The sequence below is a fragment of the Alkalibacterium indicireducens genome (assembly GCF_039522005.1).
GTDB lineage: Bacteria > Bacillota > Bacilli > Lactobacillales > Carnobacteriaceae_A > Alkalibacterium > Alkalibacterium indicireducens.
The window spans coordinates 1-14,409 of the sequence record NZ_BAAADA010000194.1 but is presented as its reverse complement, the minus strand read 5'-3'; the positions used below and the strand labels follow the sequence as shown (position 1 = coordinate 14,409).

General features: G+C 41.4%; 14 protein-coding genes and 1 pseudogene. 7 read left to right on the top strand and 8 right to left on the bottom strand.

What is annotated here, in order from left to right:
• Nucleotides 1-523 precede the first annotated feature (523 nt).
• Nucleotides 524-1,852, top strand: a complete 1,329-nt coding sequence (locus ABFX15_RS10715) for a sodium-dependent transporter (protein ID WP_346025401.1) — start codon at nucleotides 524-526, stop codon at nucleotides 1,850-1,852.
• Nucleotides 1,853-1,973: 121 nt separating this feature from the next.
• On the opposite strand, the gene ABFX15_RS10710 is transcribed toward ABFX15_RS10715, so the two are convergent.
• Complete coding sequence (locus ABFX15_RS10710) at nucleotides 1,974-2,954, bottom strand: ring-cleaving dioxygenase (protein ID WP_346025402.1); 981 nt, start codon at nucleotides 2,952-2,954, stop codon at nucleotides 1,974-1,976.
• A gap of 267 nt (nucleotides 2,955-3,221) precedes the next feature.
• On the opposite strand from ABFX15_RS10710, the gene ABFX15_RS10705 reads away from it, so the two are divergent.
• The 4 genes from ABFX15_RS10705 (at nucleotide 3,222) to ybaK (ending at nucleotide 5,450) form a co-directional block, all read left to right on the top strand.
• Nucleotides 3,222-4,106: a helix-turn-helix domain-containing protein gene (locus ABFX15_RS10705; protein WP_346025400.1), complete on the top strand. Its 885-nt coding sequence runs from the start codon at nucleotides 3,222-3,224 to the stop codon at nucleotides 4,104-4,106.
• Nucleotides 4,103-4,243 (top strand): hypothetical protein, encoded by a 141-nt coding sequence (locus ABFX15_RS10700; protein ID WP_346025399.1) that lies wholly within the window; start codon nucleotides 4,103-4,105, stop codon nucleotides 4,241-4,243. Before ABFX15_RS10705 ends, ABFX15_RS10700 begins: the two co-directional genes overlap by 4 nt.
• Before the next feature lie 161 nt (nucleotides 4,244-4,404).
• Nucleotides 4,405-4,719, top strand: coding sequence for a hypothetical protein (locus tag ABFX15_RS10695; protein WP_346025398.1), 315 nt, complete (start codon nucleotides 4,405-4,407; stop codon nucleotides 4,717-4,719).
• A 251-nt stretch (nucleotides 4,720-4,970) separates the two neighbouring features.
• A complete protein-coding gene (gene ybaK, locus ABFX15_RS10690; RefSeq protein WP_346025397.1) occupies nucleotides 4,971-5,450 on the top strand; it encodes a Cys-tRNA(Pro) deacylase in 480 nt (159 codons plus the stop codon).
• 91 nt (nucleotides 5,451-5,541) lie between these two features.
• On the opposite strand, the gene ABFX15_RS10685 is transcribed toward ybaK, so the two are convergent.
• Together ABFX15_RS10685 and ABFX15_RS10680 are read right to left on the bottom strand one after the other, a co-directional pair.
• Nucleotides 5,542-6,747, bottom strand: a complete 1,206-nt coding sequence (locus tag ABFX15_RS10685) for an SDR family oxidoreductase (RefSeq protein WP_346025396.1) — start codon at nucleotides 6,745-6,747, stop codon at nucleotides 5,542-5,544.
• 116 nt (nucleotides 6,748-6,863) lie between these two features.
• Nucleotides 6,864-7,415 carry a GNAT family N-acetyltransferase gene (locus ABFX15_RS10680; RefSeq protein ID WP_346025395.1) on the bottom strand — a complete coding sequence of 184 codons (552 nt, stop codon included), beginning with the start codon at nucleotides 7,413-7,415 and terminating at the stop codon, nucleotides 6,864-6,866.
• Between the two features lie 266 nt (nucleotides 7,416-7,681).
• Here ABFX15_RS10680 and ABFX15_RS10675 point away from each other — a divergent pair, with 266 nt between their 5' ends.
• The gene (locus tag ABFX15_RS10675; RefSeq protein ID WP_346025394.1) at nucleotides 7,682-8,824 is read left to right on the top strand and encodes a YhfM domain-containing protein; all 1,143 of its coding nucleotides are present in this window, start codon (nucleotides 7,682-7,684) and stop codon (nucleotides 8,822-8,824) included.
• 504 nt (nucleotides 8,825-9,328) lie between these two features.
• Here ABFX15_RS10675 and ABFX15_RS10670 read toward each other — a convergent pair.
• The 4 genes from ABFX15_RS10670 to pdxS all read right to left on the bottom strand — a co-directional run bounded on the left by ABFX15_RS10670 (nucleotide 9,329) and on the right by pdxS (nucleotide 12,363).
• Nucleotides 9,329-10,141 (bottom strand): MBL fold metallo-hydrolase, encoded by an 813-nt coding sequence (locus ABFX15_RS10670; RefSeq protein ID WP_346025393.1) that lies wholly within the window; start codon nucleotides 10,139-10,141, stop codon nucleotides 9,329-9,331.
• A 213-nt stretch (nucleotides 10,142-10,354) separates the two neighbouring features.
• Complete coding sequence (locus ABFX15_RS10665) at nucleotides 10,355-10,771, bottom strand: pyridoxamine 5'-phosphate oxidase family protein (RefSeq protein ID WP_346025392.1); 417 nt, start codon at nucleotides 10,769-10,771, stop codon at nucleotides 10,355-10,357.
• Nucleotides 10,772-10,897: 126 nt separating this feature from the next.
• On the bottom strand, nucleotides 10,898-11,470 hold the full coding sequence (gene pdxT / locus ABFX15_RS10660) for a pyridoxal 5'-phosphate synthase glutaminase subunit PdxT (RefSeq protein ID WP_346025391.1): 573 nt from the start codon (nucleotides 11,468-11,470) through the stop codon (nucleotides 10,898-10,900).
• A gap of 2 nt (nucleotides 11,471-11,472) precedes the next feature.
• Nucleotides 11,473-12,363 carry a pyridoxal 5'-phosphate synthase lyase subunit PdxS gene (gene pdxS / locus ABFX15_RS10655; protein WP_346025390.1) on the bottom strand — a complete coding sequence of 297 codons (891 nt, stop codon included), beginning with the start codon at nucleotides 12,361-12,363 and terminating at the stop codon, nucleotides 11,473-11,475.
• A gap of 143 nt (nucleotides 12,364-12,506) precedes the next feature.
• Here pdxS and ABFX15_RS10650 point away from each other — a divergent pair, with 143 nt between their 5' ends.
• Nucleotides 12,507-13,910, top strand: a complete 1,404-nt coding sequence (locus ABFX15_RS10650; RefSeq protein WP_346025389.1) for an aminotransferase-like domain-containing protein — start codon at nucleotides 12,507-12,509, stop codon at nucleotides 13,908-13,910.
• Nucleotides 13,911-14,142: 232 nt separating this feature from the next.
• Here the strand turns inward: ABFX15_RS10650 and ABFX15_RS10645 are convergent.
• Nucleotides 14,143-14,409 (bottom strand): annotated as a pseudogene (locus ABFX15_RS10645) (group II intron reverse transcriptase/maturase); the annotation flags it as partial.

Sequence of the window (14,409 nt, the reverse complement as noted above, 5' to 3'; positions counted from 1 at the left end):
CCGATTGGTATAGTCAGTGGGCCTTCACCACCTTTAATTTTTAGTTTTCATAAAAAATTTGACAGTTCCTTTTATGTAAACGCTTAATTTAAGTTTACCTTATATTCATTTAACTGCAAATACTTAAAACCTATAGTGCTATAAATTCTATCTATACTCAGACTATTCTCATTTTATTGTAGTTCCCTTTAATCACTATATTTCTGAAAATAATGACTCTTTATGGTATCAAAAGTTTTTATACCTCAATCATTATTTTCTATATACAAACGCTTCCTTTTCACGATCTAATGTCACTTTGTGTATTTAATCACTATTTTCCATCATTTACATTCTAAAACTTGCCCTTGTTCCGCTTAATATAAAGCGTTACACTCACTTTGTAAAACGCATACAAAAGGAATTTTGTTTTAATTTTTTTATAAATGAGCAAAAGATTAGAAAATAATTCAATTATACTCATTTATGATGTATACTAATTTAATATTGTTCATTACATAAAGAAAAGGAGTGTTTAATTATAATGGAACAAAAAAGAGAGCAATGGGGATCCCGCTGGGGCTTTATTTTAGCTACTATGGGTTCTGCAGTAGGTTTGGGAAACATCTGGCGATTTTCATACGCCATGGGAGAAGGCGGAGGTTCAGCATTTCTGATTATTTATTTATTAAGCGTCCTGCTCCTCGGATTTCCTGTCATGCTGATTGAATTCTCTATCGGACGCCGCTCACAGGCTGATGCCGTTCAAGCGTTCAAGAAGCTTGCTCCAAAATCACCCTGGTTTATAGCTGGAGGACTGGGTGTGCTGGCAGCCTTTCTGATTCTGTCATTTTATGGCGTAATCGGAGGCTGGTCACTGAGATACACCTTCGCGTATCTGACTGGAGGCATTACTGGAGATTCTTCTGAATTCTTCTCAGGCTTTATAGGCAGTACTGTTTCTCCTTTAATCTGGCAGTTCATTTTCATGGCTCTGACCATAGGGATAGTCTTTATCGGGGTTCAGAAAGGAATCGAGCTGTCCAGCAAATGGATGATGCCTATCCTGAGTGTGCTAGTCATCATACTGGCTGCATACAGCCTGACTCTCGGTGGAACTGCAGAAGCTCTGGATTTCATGTTCAAACCAGAATGGAGCGCATTCACTGACCCTAATATCTATCTCACTGCCATGGGCCAGGCATTCTTTACCTTAAGTCTTGGAATGGGTATTATGCTGACATACAGCAGTTACTTGAATCCCGATGTGCGTCTGACTTCTGCTGCTGCGATTATCATCGTTTTGGATACTGTATTTGCAATTATTTCCGGCCTGATCATCTTCCCGGCGTTATTCGCTTTCGGACTTGATCCTGCTGAAGGGGCGGGACTTGTGTTTATCGTGCTTCCTAATATATTTGAAGCCTTAGGTGGCATTGGAACGATTGTCGGTCTCGTATTCTTTATCCTATTTTCATTAGCCGCGCTATCATCAGCCATCTCGCTGCTGGAAGTATCCGTATCTTACTTTATGCGCCGGTTAAATATGTCCCGTAAAGCAGTTACGCTGATTGTTGGACTCGTTATTTCTTTACTGGGTGTATTGAGTTCATTAAGCCAAGGAGCCATGGAAATAACAATTATGGGAGACAGTTTCCTGGACTTCATTGATGGCTTCACCGGAAACCTACTCCTTCCATTGAGTGCTTTGATCACAGTACTATTTGTGAGCTGGACTTGGAAGAAAGAGGATATCCTAACTCATACAGATACAAGCGGAACTGCATGGTCAGGGCTCTTTATCTTTACAGTGAAGTTCATTGCGCCAATTGCCATACTCGTAGTACTGATCATCGGCATACTGAACTGGTAAGCAGCATCACGATAAAATTCATCCTCATGGGTATAGAGGATAGCCTTGTTTTTACTCATATTAAACAGCAGAAAACCAGAGCTTTAAAAGCTCTGGTTTTCTGCTGTTTATTGTTTAACTGTTATTCTTTTTCATATGTCTTTGTGCTTCTTACTGTATCGAAGTGTCTGACCTGACTTTCAATCGATTCTCTGCTATTCTCTAGGAATGGAGGAAGCGACAGTTTTTCTCCTAATGTTTCATAAGGTTCGTCGCCCATGAATCCTGGACCATCTGTAGCCAGTTCGATCAAAATCCCTCTCGTTACTCTTGCATACAGGGACTGAAAGAAGAAACGGTCGACAAATCCTGAATTAGGAAGCTGGAACTGCTGATAATGAGCGATCCAGTCTTCGATTGCTTTTTTATCATCTACTCTGAAGGCCACGTGATGAACCGTTCCGAATCCTTCTCTATGCACCGGCAAGTTTTCCTGAACATCGACTATAACTTGAGCACCATTTCCACCTTCGCCCATTTCGAACAGATGACATGTCTCTTCTTGTCCAATCTCTCTCATATTGTATACTTGTTCAAGGACAGCTTTAATATAATCGAAGTCAGCATAAGTCAGAAAGACCGGTCCTAACCCTGTAATGGCGTGTTCCAGAGGAATCGGCCCCTTCTGCCATGGCGTTCCAGACTCCACCCCTTCATTTGATTCATCTGAAATAAGCTGATACTGCTGATCATCGAAGTCTGTAAATCTCAGTACTTTTTTCCCGAACTGTTCCTGTATTCCATCATTATCAATGCTTAGTCTCTCAAATCGTTTAACCCAGTATATTAGCGACTCATCTGTCGGCACTCTAAATGACGTTCTTGAAATTTCATCATTTCCGTGGACACCTTTTGGAATATTAGGAAAGTCGAAGAAAGTCATATCTGTTCCTGCACTCCCCTTGTCGTCTGCAAAAAAGAGATGGTAGGTCTGAATGTCATCCTGGTTGACTGTCTTCTTAACCAGTCTAAGTCCTAAAACATGCGTAAAAAAGTCATAAATCTTCTCCGCGCTGCTGGTAATTGCTGTAACATGATGAATCCCTGTCAATTCTTTCATTATAAATCTCCTCCTGTATTTTTACCATTGTTTGTGAAATATTATTCAAACTCAATTTTCTCATATAGAGCTTGCTCAGGCGGTTTTTACTATAAAGATGATAATGCCTTTGAGCAATTTATTTCGAATTCGAAGCAATTATACCGTGTCTGTTTTTTATTGTCAAATTATTGCATTTTTATTAAGAATAAATCTTTTTAATAATATTTAATATTTTTGATTGCTAAACGACTTCCAATAACTTATACTTCCATATATAGAAAGCGTGGGATGAAAATGAAATTAGGAGAAATCATAAAAATCAAGCGAAAAGAACTTGGTTTGACTCAACAGCAATTGGCAAAAGATATCTGTGCACAGGCTCTGATCAGCCGTGTGGAAAAAGGAGATATTGTCCCGAAAAAAGCCATTCTTGATAAGCTCGAACAAAGGCTGGGTCTTGAAGAAAACGAACTGATCAAGGCTGAGCACGATAACAGTAAAAAGAATGAGCTGCAGGATGTTAAGAAAAACATCCGCCAATACTCTCTAAACAGAGACTACAAAACAATAGAATTACTGCTTGATCATCACAAGCTATTAATTAATAGCTCTCGAGATGTTAACGATAAGGTGTTTTTTGCTATGATTGAAGCATTACTGGAATACCAATTATATAATCGTGGAGATCGCTCTCTTGAAATACTGAATGGTATATATCTTGATGATGTTGAAACAGAACTTGCAGTTGAAGTTTACAATGCTCGTGGAATCATTTATTATAAAAGAGACGATTTTGAAAAAGCAAGACAATCATATAAAAGTGGAATCGATATTTTAAATGATTCGGTCAGCATTGAAATACGCGCTAAAATAACTTTGAATTATGCTTTAGCTTTGGAACAATTGGACAATAGCAAGGAAGCTCTTTCCTATGTATCTGAAGGTATTGATATGTTAGTTCAGAATAATTGTCTATATTCGTTAGGGGATTTTCACCATACGAAAGGACACATCTTTTATAAGCTAGGCAACTTAGAGGATTCAAAAGAGTGCTTTGAACTCTCTTCCAGCATTTTCAGACTACAAAACAACAAAAAACTTTTATCATTCTCTCAGCTGGCGCTGACGGAAATCAATAATAAATTGTCGTTAAAACAAGGAGGATTTTCATGAAAAAACATAGAAAAGCTTTCGCATTAGTCTTAGCTGGTTTCATGGCTTTAACCTTTATTGTATCACCATTAACTGTCCCAAGAATTCCACCACTGCTTGAACGAGCAGCTGTAGAAGTAGAACATAACGTAGCGTAACTTTACCCTGTCATCTGAGAAAGATAAAAACCTCCCGTAACGAAAACGAGTATACCGCCAGCTAAGGATTATCTTAGCTGGTTTTTTTCTTGGAACATATTATTACAGCTAACTGCATGATTATGATACTCTAACTATATTAAACAAAAGGAGTGGTATAGTTGGCAGATAGAAATAACGATCCGCATAGACATGAAGAGAATCGACGCACCGGTCTCTTTGCCCTGTTTCTCATAGCTCTTGTCATCATCGTAGGAGTAATCGTCGTCATGTTCTTCATGGGAGATGGAGGAACCCCTACTGACACGGATACTGGTGACCAGACTGAAGAACAGACTGAAGACGGTGGCGATGATGCCGATCTGGACGTCGATATCGATATTGATGGAGATGACGGAACCGATGGCGAAACAGACACTGATACCGATACTGATACTGATTCCGGCGACGGAACAGAGACTGAAGAGGACGAGTAACACTTTAACTCCTGGTAGTGGGTATCGGGAGTCAATTCCCAGTCTCAAATGATTTCATTATATGGCACCTTTCTTCTTCCGCATGTACTTACCGTGCTGAAGTAGATTGTGTGCTTTTTTTCTGCCCTCCTGTAAACTTTCAGGTGACTCCCCTTCTTGTCTTTCCTCTGAAATTGAGCGATAATCTTATTATCATTACAAGACTTCTTTTTATTAATTATCGAGTCATACATTGAAAGGCAGGCCGTTGCATGAATAAACAAGTTAAGACAAATGTCATTAGACTGCTGGAGCAGCAGGATATCTCCTATAAAGAACACCATTACTTTGGGTCAGATGTGTCCAGTGGAACAGAAGTTGCAGTAAAAATGGGGAATAATCCTGACCAGCAGTTCAAAACGTTGGTCACTAGAGGAAAGTCTGGTGATTTTTATGTCTTTGTCATTCCTGTCAATCACGAACTGGACCTGAAAAAAGCTGCTAAATCTGTTGCTGAAAAAAGTGTGAGCATGATTAAGGAGAAAGAACTTCTTCCTCTGACAGGTTATGTACATGGGGGATGTTCCCCCATCGGAATGAAAAAAGCATTCAAAACTGTGCTTCACTCTTCTGCAGAACAGTTCGATACGATTAGTTTCAGCGCCGGTAAAGTCGGAGTATCAGTTGAAGTCGATCCCGATGATCTGATAAAACTCATTGATGGTCAGATTGCTGATGTTATAAAATACTAAATGATAGTAAAAAATGCCGGATCAGAGAAGTTCAGTCTCTTGATTCCGGCATCTTTTATGCGATCAGTTTCTTGTCAATTACTTTCTAATCTTACATCATAGCTTTTTCAGCTTTCATCGCTGCTTTAGGGTGTTTCCACATAGCCTTCTCAGCCTTAAAAGCGGCTTTCGGATGCTTAACCATCGCTTTAGCCTTTTTCATGTGCATCATTTTTTTAGCTTTATGCATTTTTTTCTTCTTATAGCTTGAAGGAAGAAGAAGTGTAAAGATCGTCAGGAACAGCCCGACTATCGGCAGCAAGAATAGTAGTGGATGTTTTTTAGCTTTGACCATCCAGCTTCCTTTTCGGCGCCAGCCACTATTCTGCCCTCTTTCGTGAAGTTCTTCAGCTTGTCCATGCAGGGTACTCTCTTTTGGTGAGCCTGCATCTCTAGATTCATCATAATTTGTCTTATACACAGACTTTTCAAGGAAGTGGTCTGTGAAACGTGGCATGATGGCTCCCATCAAGGCAATCATTTTAGATTGGCCACCTACAAACATGTCTCGGGTCGGATTCTGAGCCACATGCAGAATTGCTTCAGCTACGCTTTCAGGTGGGTACATCATGGCATCATGAGATGGTGCTTTATCGATATAACTTGCAGCATGGTCTCCATATGGTGTATCAACACGCGCCGGATGGATCTGAGATACAACGACAGGGATATGATCTTTTTCAGCTTCCATGCGAAGCGCATCAGTCAGACTGTGCACAGCAAATTTGGAGGAAGAATAGGTGCCCTGAATAGGGAATGTGCGGTTACCTACTACACTGCCCAGATTGATCAATGCACCTGCCGTCTCTTTGTCTTTGAAATGATCCAGAGCTGCCAGCGAGCCATATACTGTTCCCCAGTAATTAACTTCGAAGAGCTGTCTGGCGTCTTCAATCGGAACATCTGTAATGTGTCCATAGATTGCTACGGCTGCGTTGTTGACCCACGTATCAAATCCACCATACTCTTTTATTGTTTCCTCAGCGAGTCGATCGACATCTTCTTTATTAGACACGTCAGTGACAACATGAACCACTTCAGTTCCTTGATTCTTCAGTTCATCTGTCAGAGTTTTCAGTGCATCTTCTTCTGTTCCTGCGAGAACAAGCTTGGCTCCTTTTTCAGCTGCCATACGAGCTGTGACAAGTCCGATTCCGCTTGTTGCGCCTGTAATGACGATCACCTGATCATTCAGATTCTTCAGTTTCAGTGTCAGACTGTTCAACAGCTTAGTATCAGTTACATTTCGCTGTGTCATAAAAAAATCCTCCTTATAGAATTCAACATTCTATGCATCTAATGTTAATTTTAAAGGATAGATTTTTCTATACCAACTAATAGCACTCGAAAAGCCTCTAGCTTGAGTATTTATTTCTATTCAGATGCTGCTCCCCATTCAGATTTGAGCATGCCATAGATGACCATATTATGATAAGTACCGTTCAGGATTTCATTCTGTCTCCGCATGCCTTCCTCCACAAAGCCTAGTCTCTCAGGTATGCTCCTACTTCTCGTATTCCCTTCAGCCGCCCAGACCTCAAGTTTATCCAGCCCAACATGGTCGAATCCATACTCCATCAACGCTTTTACTGATCGGGTCATGATGCCCTTCCCTTGAAAGTCTGGTCCGAGCCAGTAGCCGATTTCAGCACTCTTTACATCCCAGTTGAATCCTTTCAGACCGACAGTACCAGCAATTTCCCCTTTGTAAATAATTAGATAATTCATAGCCTTCTGATCTGCGAATTGTTGAAGATTCCTTTTTGTGGCCTCTCTAATATCTTCCTCACCGTTTACTTTATTTATCCAGTTCATCCAAACTTTCAAATGATCTCTTGAGGATTCAATCAAGGCATACAACTCTTCCGTATCCTGATAATCTTTCAGTTTAAGGCTTAACTCTTCGTCGATTTTATAATAAAACATGTCTCTCCCCTTTTCACATTCCTATACTTAATCATATCCTTATCTTGAAACAATGCTAACTGTTCTTTCCATTATACTATACTGATTGATCTTATAAGCCTCAAAATGATTTTCCCATATTTAAGCCTGGTTGATGTTAAATACATACCAACATTTCCAAGCAGGTATCACTAGCATATGGTACAATAGCAGCACTAAATGAATGCGTTCACATTCGATACGGCGAGTCATCCTATTCCCAAACTAAAGTTTAAGGAGACCAGACAATGAGAGTATACACTAAAGTACTACTAACCGGATTGAGCCTCACTTTGCTAGCTGCTTGCGAAAATACTGATAACAGGACGGAAGTCGAAAGTGTATCGATAGATAGGCAGAAAGAAGATATTTACGACTCAAGTGGGAGTGGAGACACTCATTACCTTAGAGAAGTAGAACGAGCTGATCCGACATGGGCTGGAATCTCTTATTCTTCCCGTTTCGCCAGCAACCTGGATCTGGAATATATAGCAGAACTGACTGATCCAAACGACCTCACCTTTATCATTGATGAGATGATTGAAGGATCCAAACGTCAGCCTGGAATCGTTGATATATCTACTCCTTTATACGGGCTGGAAATAGAGTACACAGACGGCTCTAATGAAGCATTCCATCTTTGGGTCACACCTGATGGAACACAAGGTACGGTAATGGATGCAGCTGAAACACATTATATCTATACCTTTTCTCCAGAAGTATCTGAGCGATTCCTGTCTTTTATTCCTGATGAAGATATTGTCGACTCGCCTGTCCAGGCTGATTGGATCGATGACAATGCTTTCGGCATGACAGAAGTTATTGTCCCATACTCCGGTCAGACGGTTGACCAGACGATCATGTACTCAGACTTTATTCTAAGAGGCACATATGTCAGTGAAGAACCAGCTGATGTTCCTGAGTCCTGGGGAGATGAGAGCATAGCTTATTATTCATTCAAGGTGGACGAGGTATTAAAAGGAGAACTGGATACCGAAGAGATTACCATTGGTTACCCGAGGTATCTTGTTCATTGGGTTTGGGACCCGGAAACTGGCGAAGAATTAGGGATGGTCCCCATGGTCGACCCGACCAGGCCACAACCTACTCCCGAAGAGGATATTATTCTTTTTCTCAATGAAGGATTCGAACCTGACGAGTACTTGTACTTCTCTCATGAATCAATCGTTTTTGTCCAGAGTGACGATACTCTTAGAGGCGCCAGTCGGTATTACGATGATACGTTCGACTCTACTCACACAGTCGAACGCTTTGAAGTAAATAATGACTGGGAAGTTGAGATCACTCTAGTTGTTGAAAATGAAGATTTGCCATTGGATGATCCTTTCGCGGGAATGACACTGGATGAACTGAAGACGATGATTCCTTAATATCTAACTCTAATAGGAAGCTGATCTGTTAAATAGCTGCAGATCAGCTTTTTTTATTTAAAAATCTGAAGGATTTTTTTCCTTTCAGCCCTAGAGGTGTTTTTTAGATGGTGAATGCCTCATAACTGATTTTTGTGGGGTATTCGTCTGATTATTTAGAGTGCGAATTCCTCATAAGTACAGGTTACACGGCATCCGTATCTTCTAATCATTACCCCATACCTGATATATCGTACTAATAAGGTATTCGCCAGTTCAGTCTTAACTTAGATGGTTCACCAATGAACCATAAAAGAGTTTATGGTTCATTCCCATTATTTTTTTGACTGAGAATGTACCATATATTTTTATATAAACCATTCGTGTCTTCAATCGATCGCCTAATGGTTCATAAACTGACATATGGACTATTCGCCCAAACTTTCCGCCACGACTATCTTCACTCACTCAGTTCCAGCCTACTAAAAAAGTCGGACACTGCCATTCCTAGTGTCCGACTTCCTCTTATCGTTTTTTATTCTTCAGTTTAGAAGCAGCTAAGTCATAATTTTTCTGATGACTCTCTTTCATCCCTTCAAAAAATGGATAACGGGCTCTGCACTCATCTTCCAGGTTCTCAAAATCAGTCGTTAACTGGGTTAAGTAGTAATCTGAAAAGTTCAGCCGGTCCATGACTTCTTCTTTAGAATCTGTCACATTTCCATGTCCGGGCACATGGTAGCTGATGGTATAATTTTCCAGGATTGATCGTGCTTTCTTAACTGTCCGCTTATAATCTTTGTAGCTACTATAGATGAATGGAAACTCGACATCAGAAAGATAGTCTCCTGATAAAAAGAAACAGTAGGGTTCAACTATCGTAAACAATCCATCTTCCGTGTGGCCTGGGGCAAGATAAAATTTAAGCGTCACCTCACCCAGTTTCAACATATCATTGTCTGTCGTTATCAGACGGTCGACTGTTGGGTAGCTATGGTCATACTCTCTTTCGATATAGTACATTCGGTCAAATGCCTTCATTTCATCAACGATCTGGTCTTTTCGTTTATTATGATGAAAAGCTCGCGAGGCGATGACGAACGCGTCAGGAAATGCGCCGGCACCTATCAGATGATCATAATCACTATGAGTATAAATGATGTACAGTTTTCTATCGCCTAGGCGCTCATCGATATAGGCTCTAATTTCCTTCACTTCTTCAGGGAGCCAGTTCGGGTCGGTCATGATTATCGACTGTTCTGTTTCTATGATGACTGTGGTCGTTTGAAATAATGTACTTTTGAATACCGTGAGATTTCCATTTTGAAAATGAAGCATAGCCACTCCTCCAATTGTCCATCATGATTGTCTTAACTATACCACAATAGATTCTTCGCTGTTACTGTTCTTTGATGAAAGCCTGAATGCAATGTCATCCCTATCAGTTAAATGCAATTTGTACCTGTTTCGATCTTCTCCTGGTTTCCTGAAACATATTTATTACAAAAAAATGACGGCTACCCGAAGGTCCGTCATCATTAGACTATTCAATTAAAATTCGACTTGGACGCTCTTGTCATCTTTCTTAAGTTTCAAGGTTACTTTCTGTGGTGTCAGTTTAAGAACCAGGATGTTGGGATCGTCTTTCCCCTTATAGGTGTCATCCATATAATCATTCCATGCCCGGTCAATAAGATCCTGATCCTGAGTCAGAGAAACGGTTGCTTCTATTTCAAGGTAATCCTTGTCGAATACGCCCTCTTCGTAGCCGATAAGTACGAAAGCATGATTGTTCGCTTCAATATCTTCTACTTTTTCAGTACGCTTGTCCGTAACGGTATACAATACAAAATCGTCACTTTTAAAGTCCATATAGCGTGCCACAGGCTTATTCCCTGATACAGTAGCTAACACGCCTACTTCATTCTTATCCAGAATCTTCAATGCTTTTTCTTTTGCTTCTGTCATGTTTCACATCTCCTTAAAGGTTTGTATATACTATGACAGGAATCAGGATGACAAGCAAAAAATCTGCCTGAATACCTCCTATGTCTAACGAGGTATTCGGGCAGGTTTAATTTCAAGCTCGATTTCTCAGCTTACTTTTTTCAAAAAGTATTCAAGTACAGCAAAGTCATCAGTGAGTTCAGGATGGTGGGCCGTCACCAACACATTGTTCTGTTCGGCCGCAACGATTCTTCCTTCCACTTCAGCAAGGACGGAGACTCCTGGTCCGACTTTCTCTATAAATGGCGCACGGATAAACACAGCTTCTACTGACTGATCGATCCCTTTAAAATCCAGCTTTGTTTCAAAACTGGCTACTTGTCTACCAAAGCCGTTGCGTTCAACTTCTATGTTTATGAAGCCCAGACGAAGATCCTGCGTCGGGTGACTGTCATCCGTACTGCAGAGAATCAGTCCGGCACATGTACCAAAAATTGCATGTCCAGCTTGATGAAATTGTCTGAGTCTATCTTCCAGATGATGCTCGCGAATCAGACGTCCGATAGCTGTCGATTCACCTCCCGGTATGATCAGTCCATCGATCATGTCAAATTCTTCTTCTTTCTTTACTGAAACAGCTTTGACTCCAATCTTTTCCAGCGCTCGAATGTGTTCTCGCACGGCCCCTTGAAGGTTCAGTACTCCAATCGTTTTAGTCATGGTTACCACCCACGGTCCTGCATGCGTTCGGATTCAGCCAAGTTACTGATTTCAATGCCAGTCATAGCTTCACCTAAGTCTTTAGAAAGTTCAGCCAGCAAGGTGTAGTCTTCATAATTTGTTGTTGCTCGAACAATCGCACGGGCGAATTTTTCTGGAGATTCAGACTTAAAGATTCCAGATCCCACAAAAACGCCGTCAGCACCAAGGCTCATCATAAGCGCCGCATCTGCTGGAGTAGCGACACCTCCAGCCGCAAAATTGACCACAGGTAGTTTCCCTAATTCCTTGACTTCTTTAACTAAGGCATATGGTGCACCAAGATCTCTAGAAAAGGTCATCAGTTCGTCGTCGGACTTTGTCTGTAGGTTACGAATCTGGCTGTTAACTTTACGCATATGACGAACCGCTTCAACGATGTTCCCTGTTCCCGGCTCTCCTTTTGTTCGAAGCATAGATGCCCCTTCCCCGATTCGTCTCAAGGCTTCTCCAAGATCACGGCAGCCGCAGACGAACGGGACGACGTATTCCGACTTCAACAAGTGAAATTCTTCATCTGCCGGTGTCAGCACTTCACTCTCATCGATGTAATCCACACCCATGGCTTCAAGGATTCTAGCTTCAGAGATATGTCCAATTCGGGCTTTGGCCATGACCGGTATACTGACAGCGTTCATGACTTCTTCTATAATTGTCGGATCAGCCATACGAGCGACTCCGCCTGCTTTTCTGATATCAGAAGGCACGCGTTCCAAGGCCATGACCGCTACGGCACCAGCCGCTTCCGCAATCTTTGCCTGCTCATCGTTGACCACATCCATGATCACGCCACCCTTCTGCATTTCAGCCATTCCACGTTTGACTCTTTCAGTTCCAACTACTCGTTCACTCATTTAAATTCCTCCTGTTTGCAATAGGTTTTTTACCATTGACAGTAGTATATTTTTTTTAGATTCATATGAATACATCCAATTGGACTATATTTTACCCATCCAATTTATGCTATACTATTTTAAATTGATAAAGGGGGATTCAAATGTGGGCACTGGATAAGACTGACGGTAAGCCTTTATATCAGAGCATCATGCAACTGATCGAAAGTAAAATGAAAGAGGGTGAGCTGCTTCCTAGAGAACGTCTGCCTTCTGAACGGAAGCTGGCTGAATCACTAGGAGTAAATCGCTCAACCGTCATACGGGCTCTTGAGGAGTTGACTGCTCAAGGTGTCCTTGTTCGTAGAAAAGGCAGTGGCACATTTGTGAATGCTGATAAATGGAACCTCCAGACTAAGCCGCTTGTCAACTGGGGGGTATCTCCAGAAAATGAGCTTTTGTATAAACCGACTGCTTATGAAGCTGCCGCAGCCAGTCGACGTGCTTATGGGTCTGGCTCTGTTCTCGATTTGTCAAAAGGCGTTCTGCCTCCAGATCTATTGCCTGATCTAGAGATTCCCAGTCTCCACTGGAGTGAGCTGGTCGAACAGGAAATCAGACAGTCGTCTTCTCATACAGGGATACATTCATTGAAGGAAAGCGTCCAGACGTATCTGAAGAAATCCTATCAGATGAGCGTTCCTTTAGAAGAAATCATGATCACTTCAGGCACACAGAATGCTCTTTTCCTGATTACTCAAGGTCTGCTCAAACCAGGTGACGCTGTGGGAATCGAGGCTCCTTCCTACTTCTATTCACTCCGGCTCTTTCAGGCAGCGGGACTTCGAATCGTCCCCATTCAAATGGATGCAGAAGGCATGACGGTTAAAGGGCTTCAGGAAGCTTCACTGAAGTATCATTTAAAAATGGTTTTTCTGAACCCGATTTTTCAGAATCCGACGGGTCTCGTCATGTCTCCACGACGAAAAGCTGAGATTCTTGATTACTGCCTGTTGAAACGTATCCCTATAGTAGAAGATGACGCATACGGCACATTGAGTTTTGACCCTGATTTGGATAACCGTCCACTTAAAATGCTGGATCAGAATCAGCAGGTTATTTACCTCGGTACCTTGTCAAAACTTGCCGGACGTCACCTGCGAATCGGATGGATGGTAGGTCCTGAGGCTATATTGAAGAATTTGTCTTCAATCCGCGCTCAAATCGATTCAGATTTGAGTTTCCTTCCTCAGTTTATGGCGGATCACTTTTTACGTCATCAGATGAATCAGTATCAGGAAAAGATTATTCGTGAATTGAAAGCCCGCAGCGCTTCAATGGAGAAGTGGCTAAGAGAAACATACGGGGATAAGGTGAATTTCACACGAGCGAAAGGCGGATTTCATTTGTATTGCCGCCTGAAAGATCCTGAACCTGGAGTGACCGATTCGTTTCTTACTAAGCTCTTGAATCAAGGGGTAATCGCCACAGAAGGGCGTCGATTCGGTAGCCAGACGGATGGCTTCCGATTAAGTTTTGTTAATTATCCAGTGGAAAAATCTGACTGATCAGATTTTTTCTTTATTTTGGTTCAGAGTGTGGATGTGAATGTGCATATATTTGTTTATGGTACATTCCCCACTTTACATTTAGACGCAATAGACCATAGATGAGTTTATGGTCTATTCATCTGTCTAATTCATCATCCAGAACCTGTTCAAACAATCGAGTAGGAGGTAAATAATTAATTTATTTACCGTCCTCTCACACCACCGTACGTACGGTTCCGTATACGGCGGTTCAATATCTTAAGTAAGCAGACTCTGCCAGGTCTCGTAGTGGAACTCCGTTCCAACGGTAGAGTCTTTTCGTTGTAAGCACCCAATGAACCTCAGGTGTTTTTGATAATCTCCAGTACTTCTTTCTGGAGTAGCCTATGCGTTTAGCACTGTCCATATCTAGACCTAAACGCATTAATCTGCTAATCTTAGTACGCGGGTTTTTCCATCTTTTTAAAATCAGTTGTCTGATACGGTGATGCAGCCATTGCTCCACTTTCTTCACGAA

What these genes read in the sequence shown, in the direction of transcription:
- ABFX15_RS10715 (WP_346025401.1), top strand. Translation starts at nt 524, where the DNA reads ATGGAACAAAAAAGAGAGCAATGGGGATCCCGCTGGGGCTTTATTTTA.
- ABFX15_RS10705 (WP_346025400.1), top strand. Translation starts at nt 3,222, where the DNA reads ATGAAAATGAAATTAGGAGAAATCATAAAAATCAAGCGAAAAGAACTT.
- ABFX15_RS10700 (WP_346025399.1), top strand. Translation starts at nt 4,103, where the DNA reads ATGAAAAAACATAGAAAAGCTTTCGCATTAGTCTTAGCTGGTTTCATG.
- ybaK (WP_346025397.1), top strand. Translation starts at nt 4,971, where the DNA reads ATGAATAAACAAGTTAAGACAAATGTCATTAGACTGCTGGAGCAGCAG.
- ABFX15_RS10685 (WP_346025396.1), bottom strand. Translation starts at nt 6,747, where the DNA reads ATGACACAGCGAAATGTAACTGATACTAAGCTGTTGAACAGTCTGACA.
- ABFX15_RS10680 (WP_346025395.1), bottom strand. Translation starts at nt 7,415, where the DNA reads ATGTTTTATTATAAAATCGACGAAGAGTTAAGCCTTAAACTGAAAGAT.
- ABFX15_RS10675 (WP_346025394.1), top strand. Translation starts at nt 7,682, where the DNA reads ATGAGAGTATACACTAAAGTACTACTAACCGGATTGAGCCTCACTTTG.
- ABFX15_RS10670 (WP_346025393.1), bottom strand. Translation starts at nt 10,141, where the DNA reads ATGCTTCATTTTCAAAATGGAAATCTCACGGTATTCAAAAGTACATTA.
- ABFX15_RS10665 (WP_346025392.1), bottom strand. Translation starts at nt 10,771, where the DNA reads ATGACAGAAGCAAAAGAAAAAGCATTGAAGATTCTGGATAAGAATGAA.
- pdxT (WP_346025391.1), bottom strand. Translation starts at nt 11,470, where the DNA reads ATGACTAAAACGATTGGAGTACTGAACCTTCAAGGGGCCGTGCGAGAA.
- pdxS (WP_346025390.1), bottom strand. Translation starts at nt 12,363, where the DNA reads ATGAGTGAACGAGTAGTTGGAACTGAAAGAGTCAAACGTGGAATGGCT.
- ABFX15_RS10650 (WP_346025389.1), top strand. Translation starts at nt 12,507, where the DNA reads ATGTGGGCACTGGATAAGACTGACGGTAAGCCTTTATATCAGAGCATC.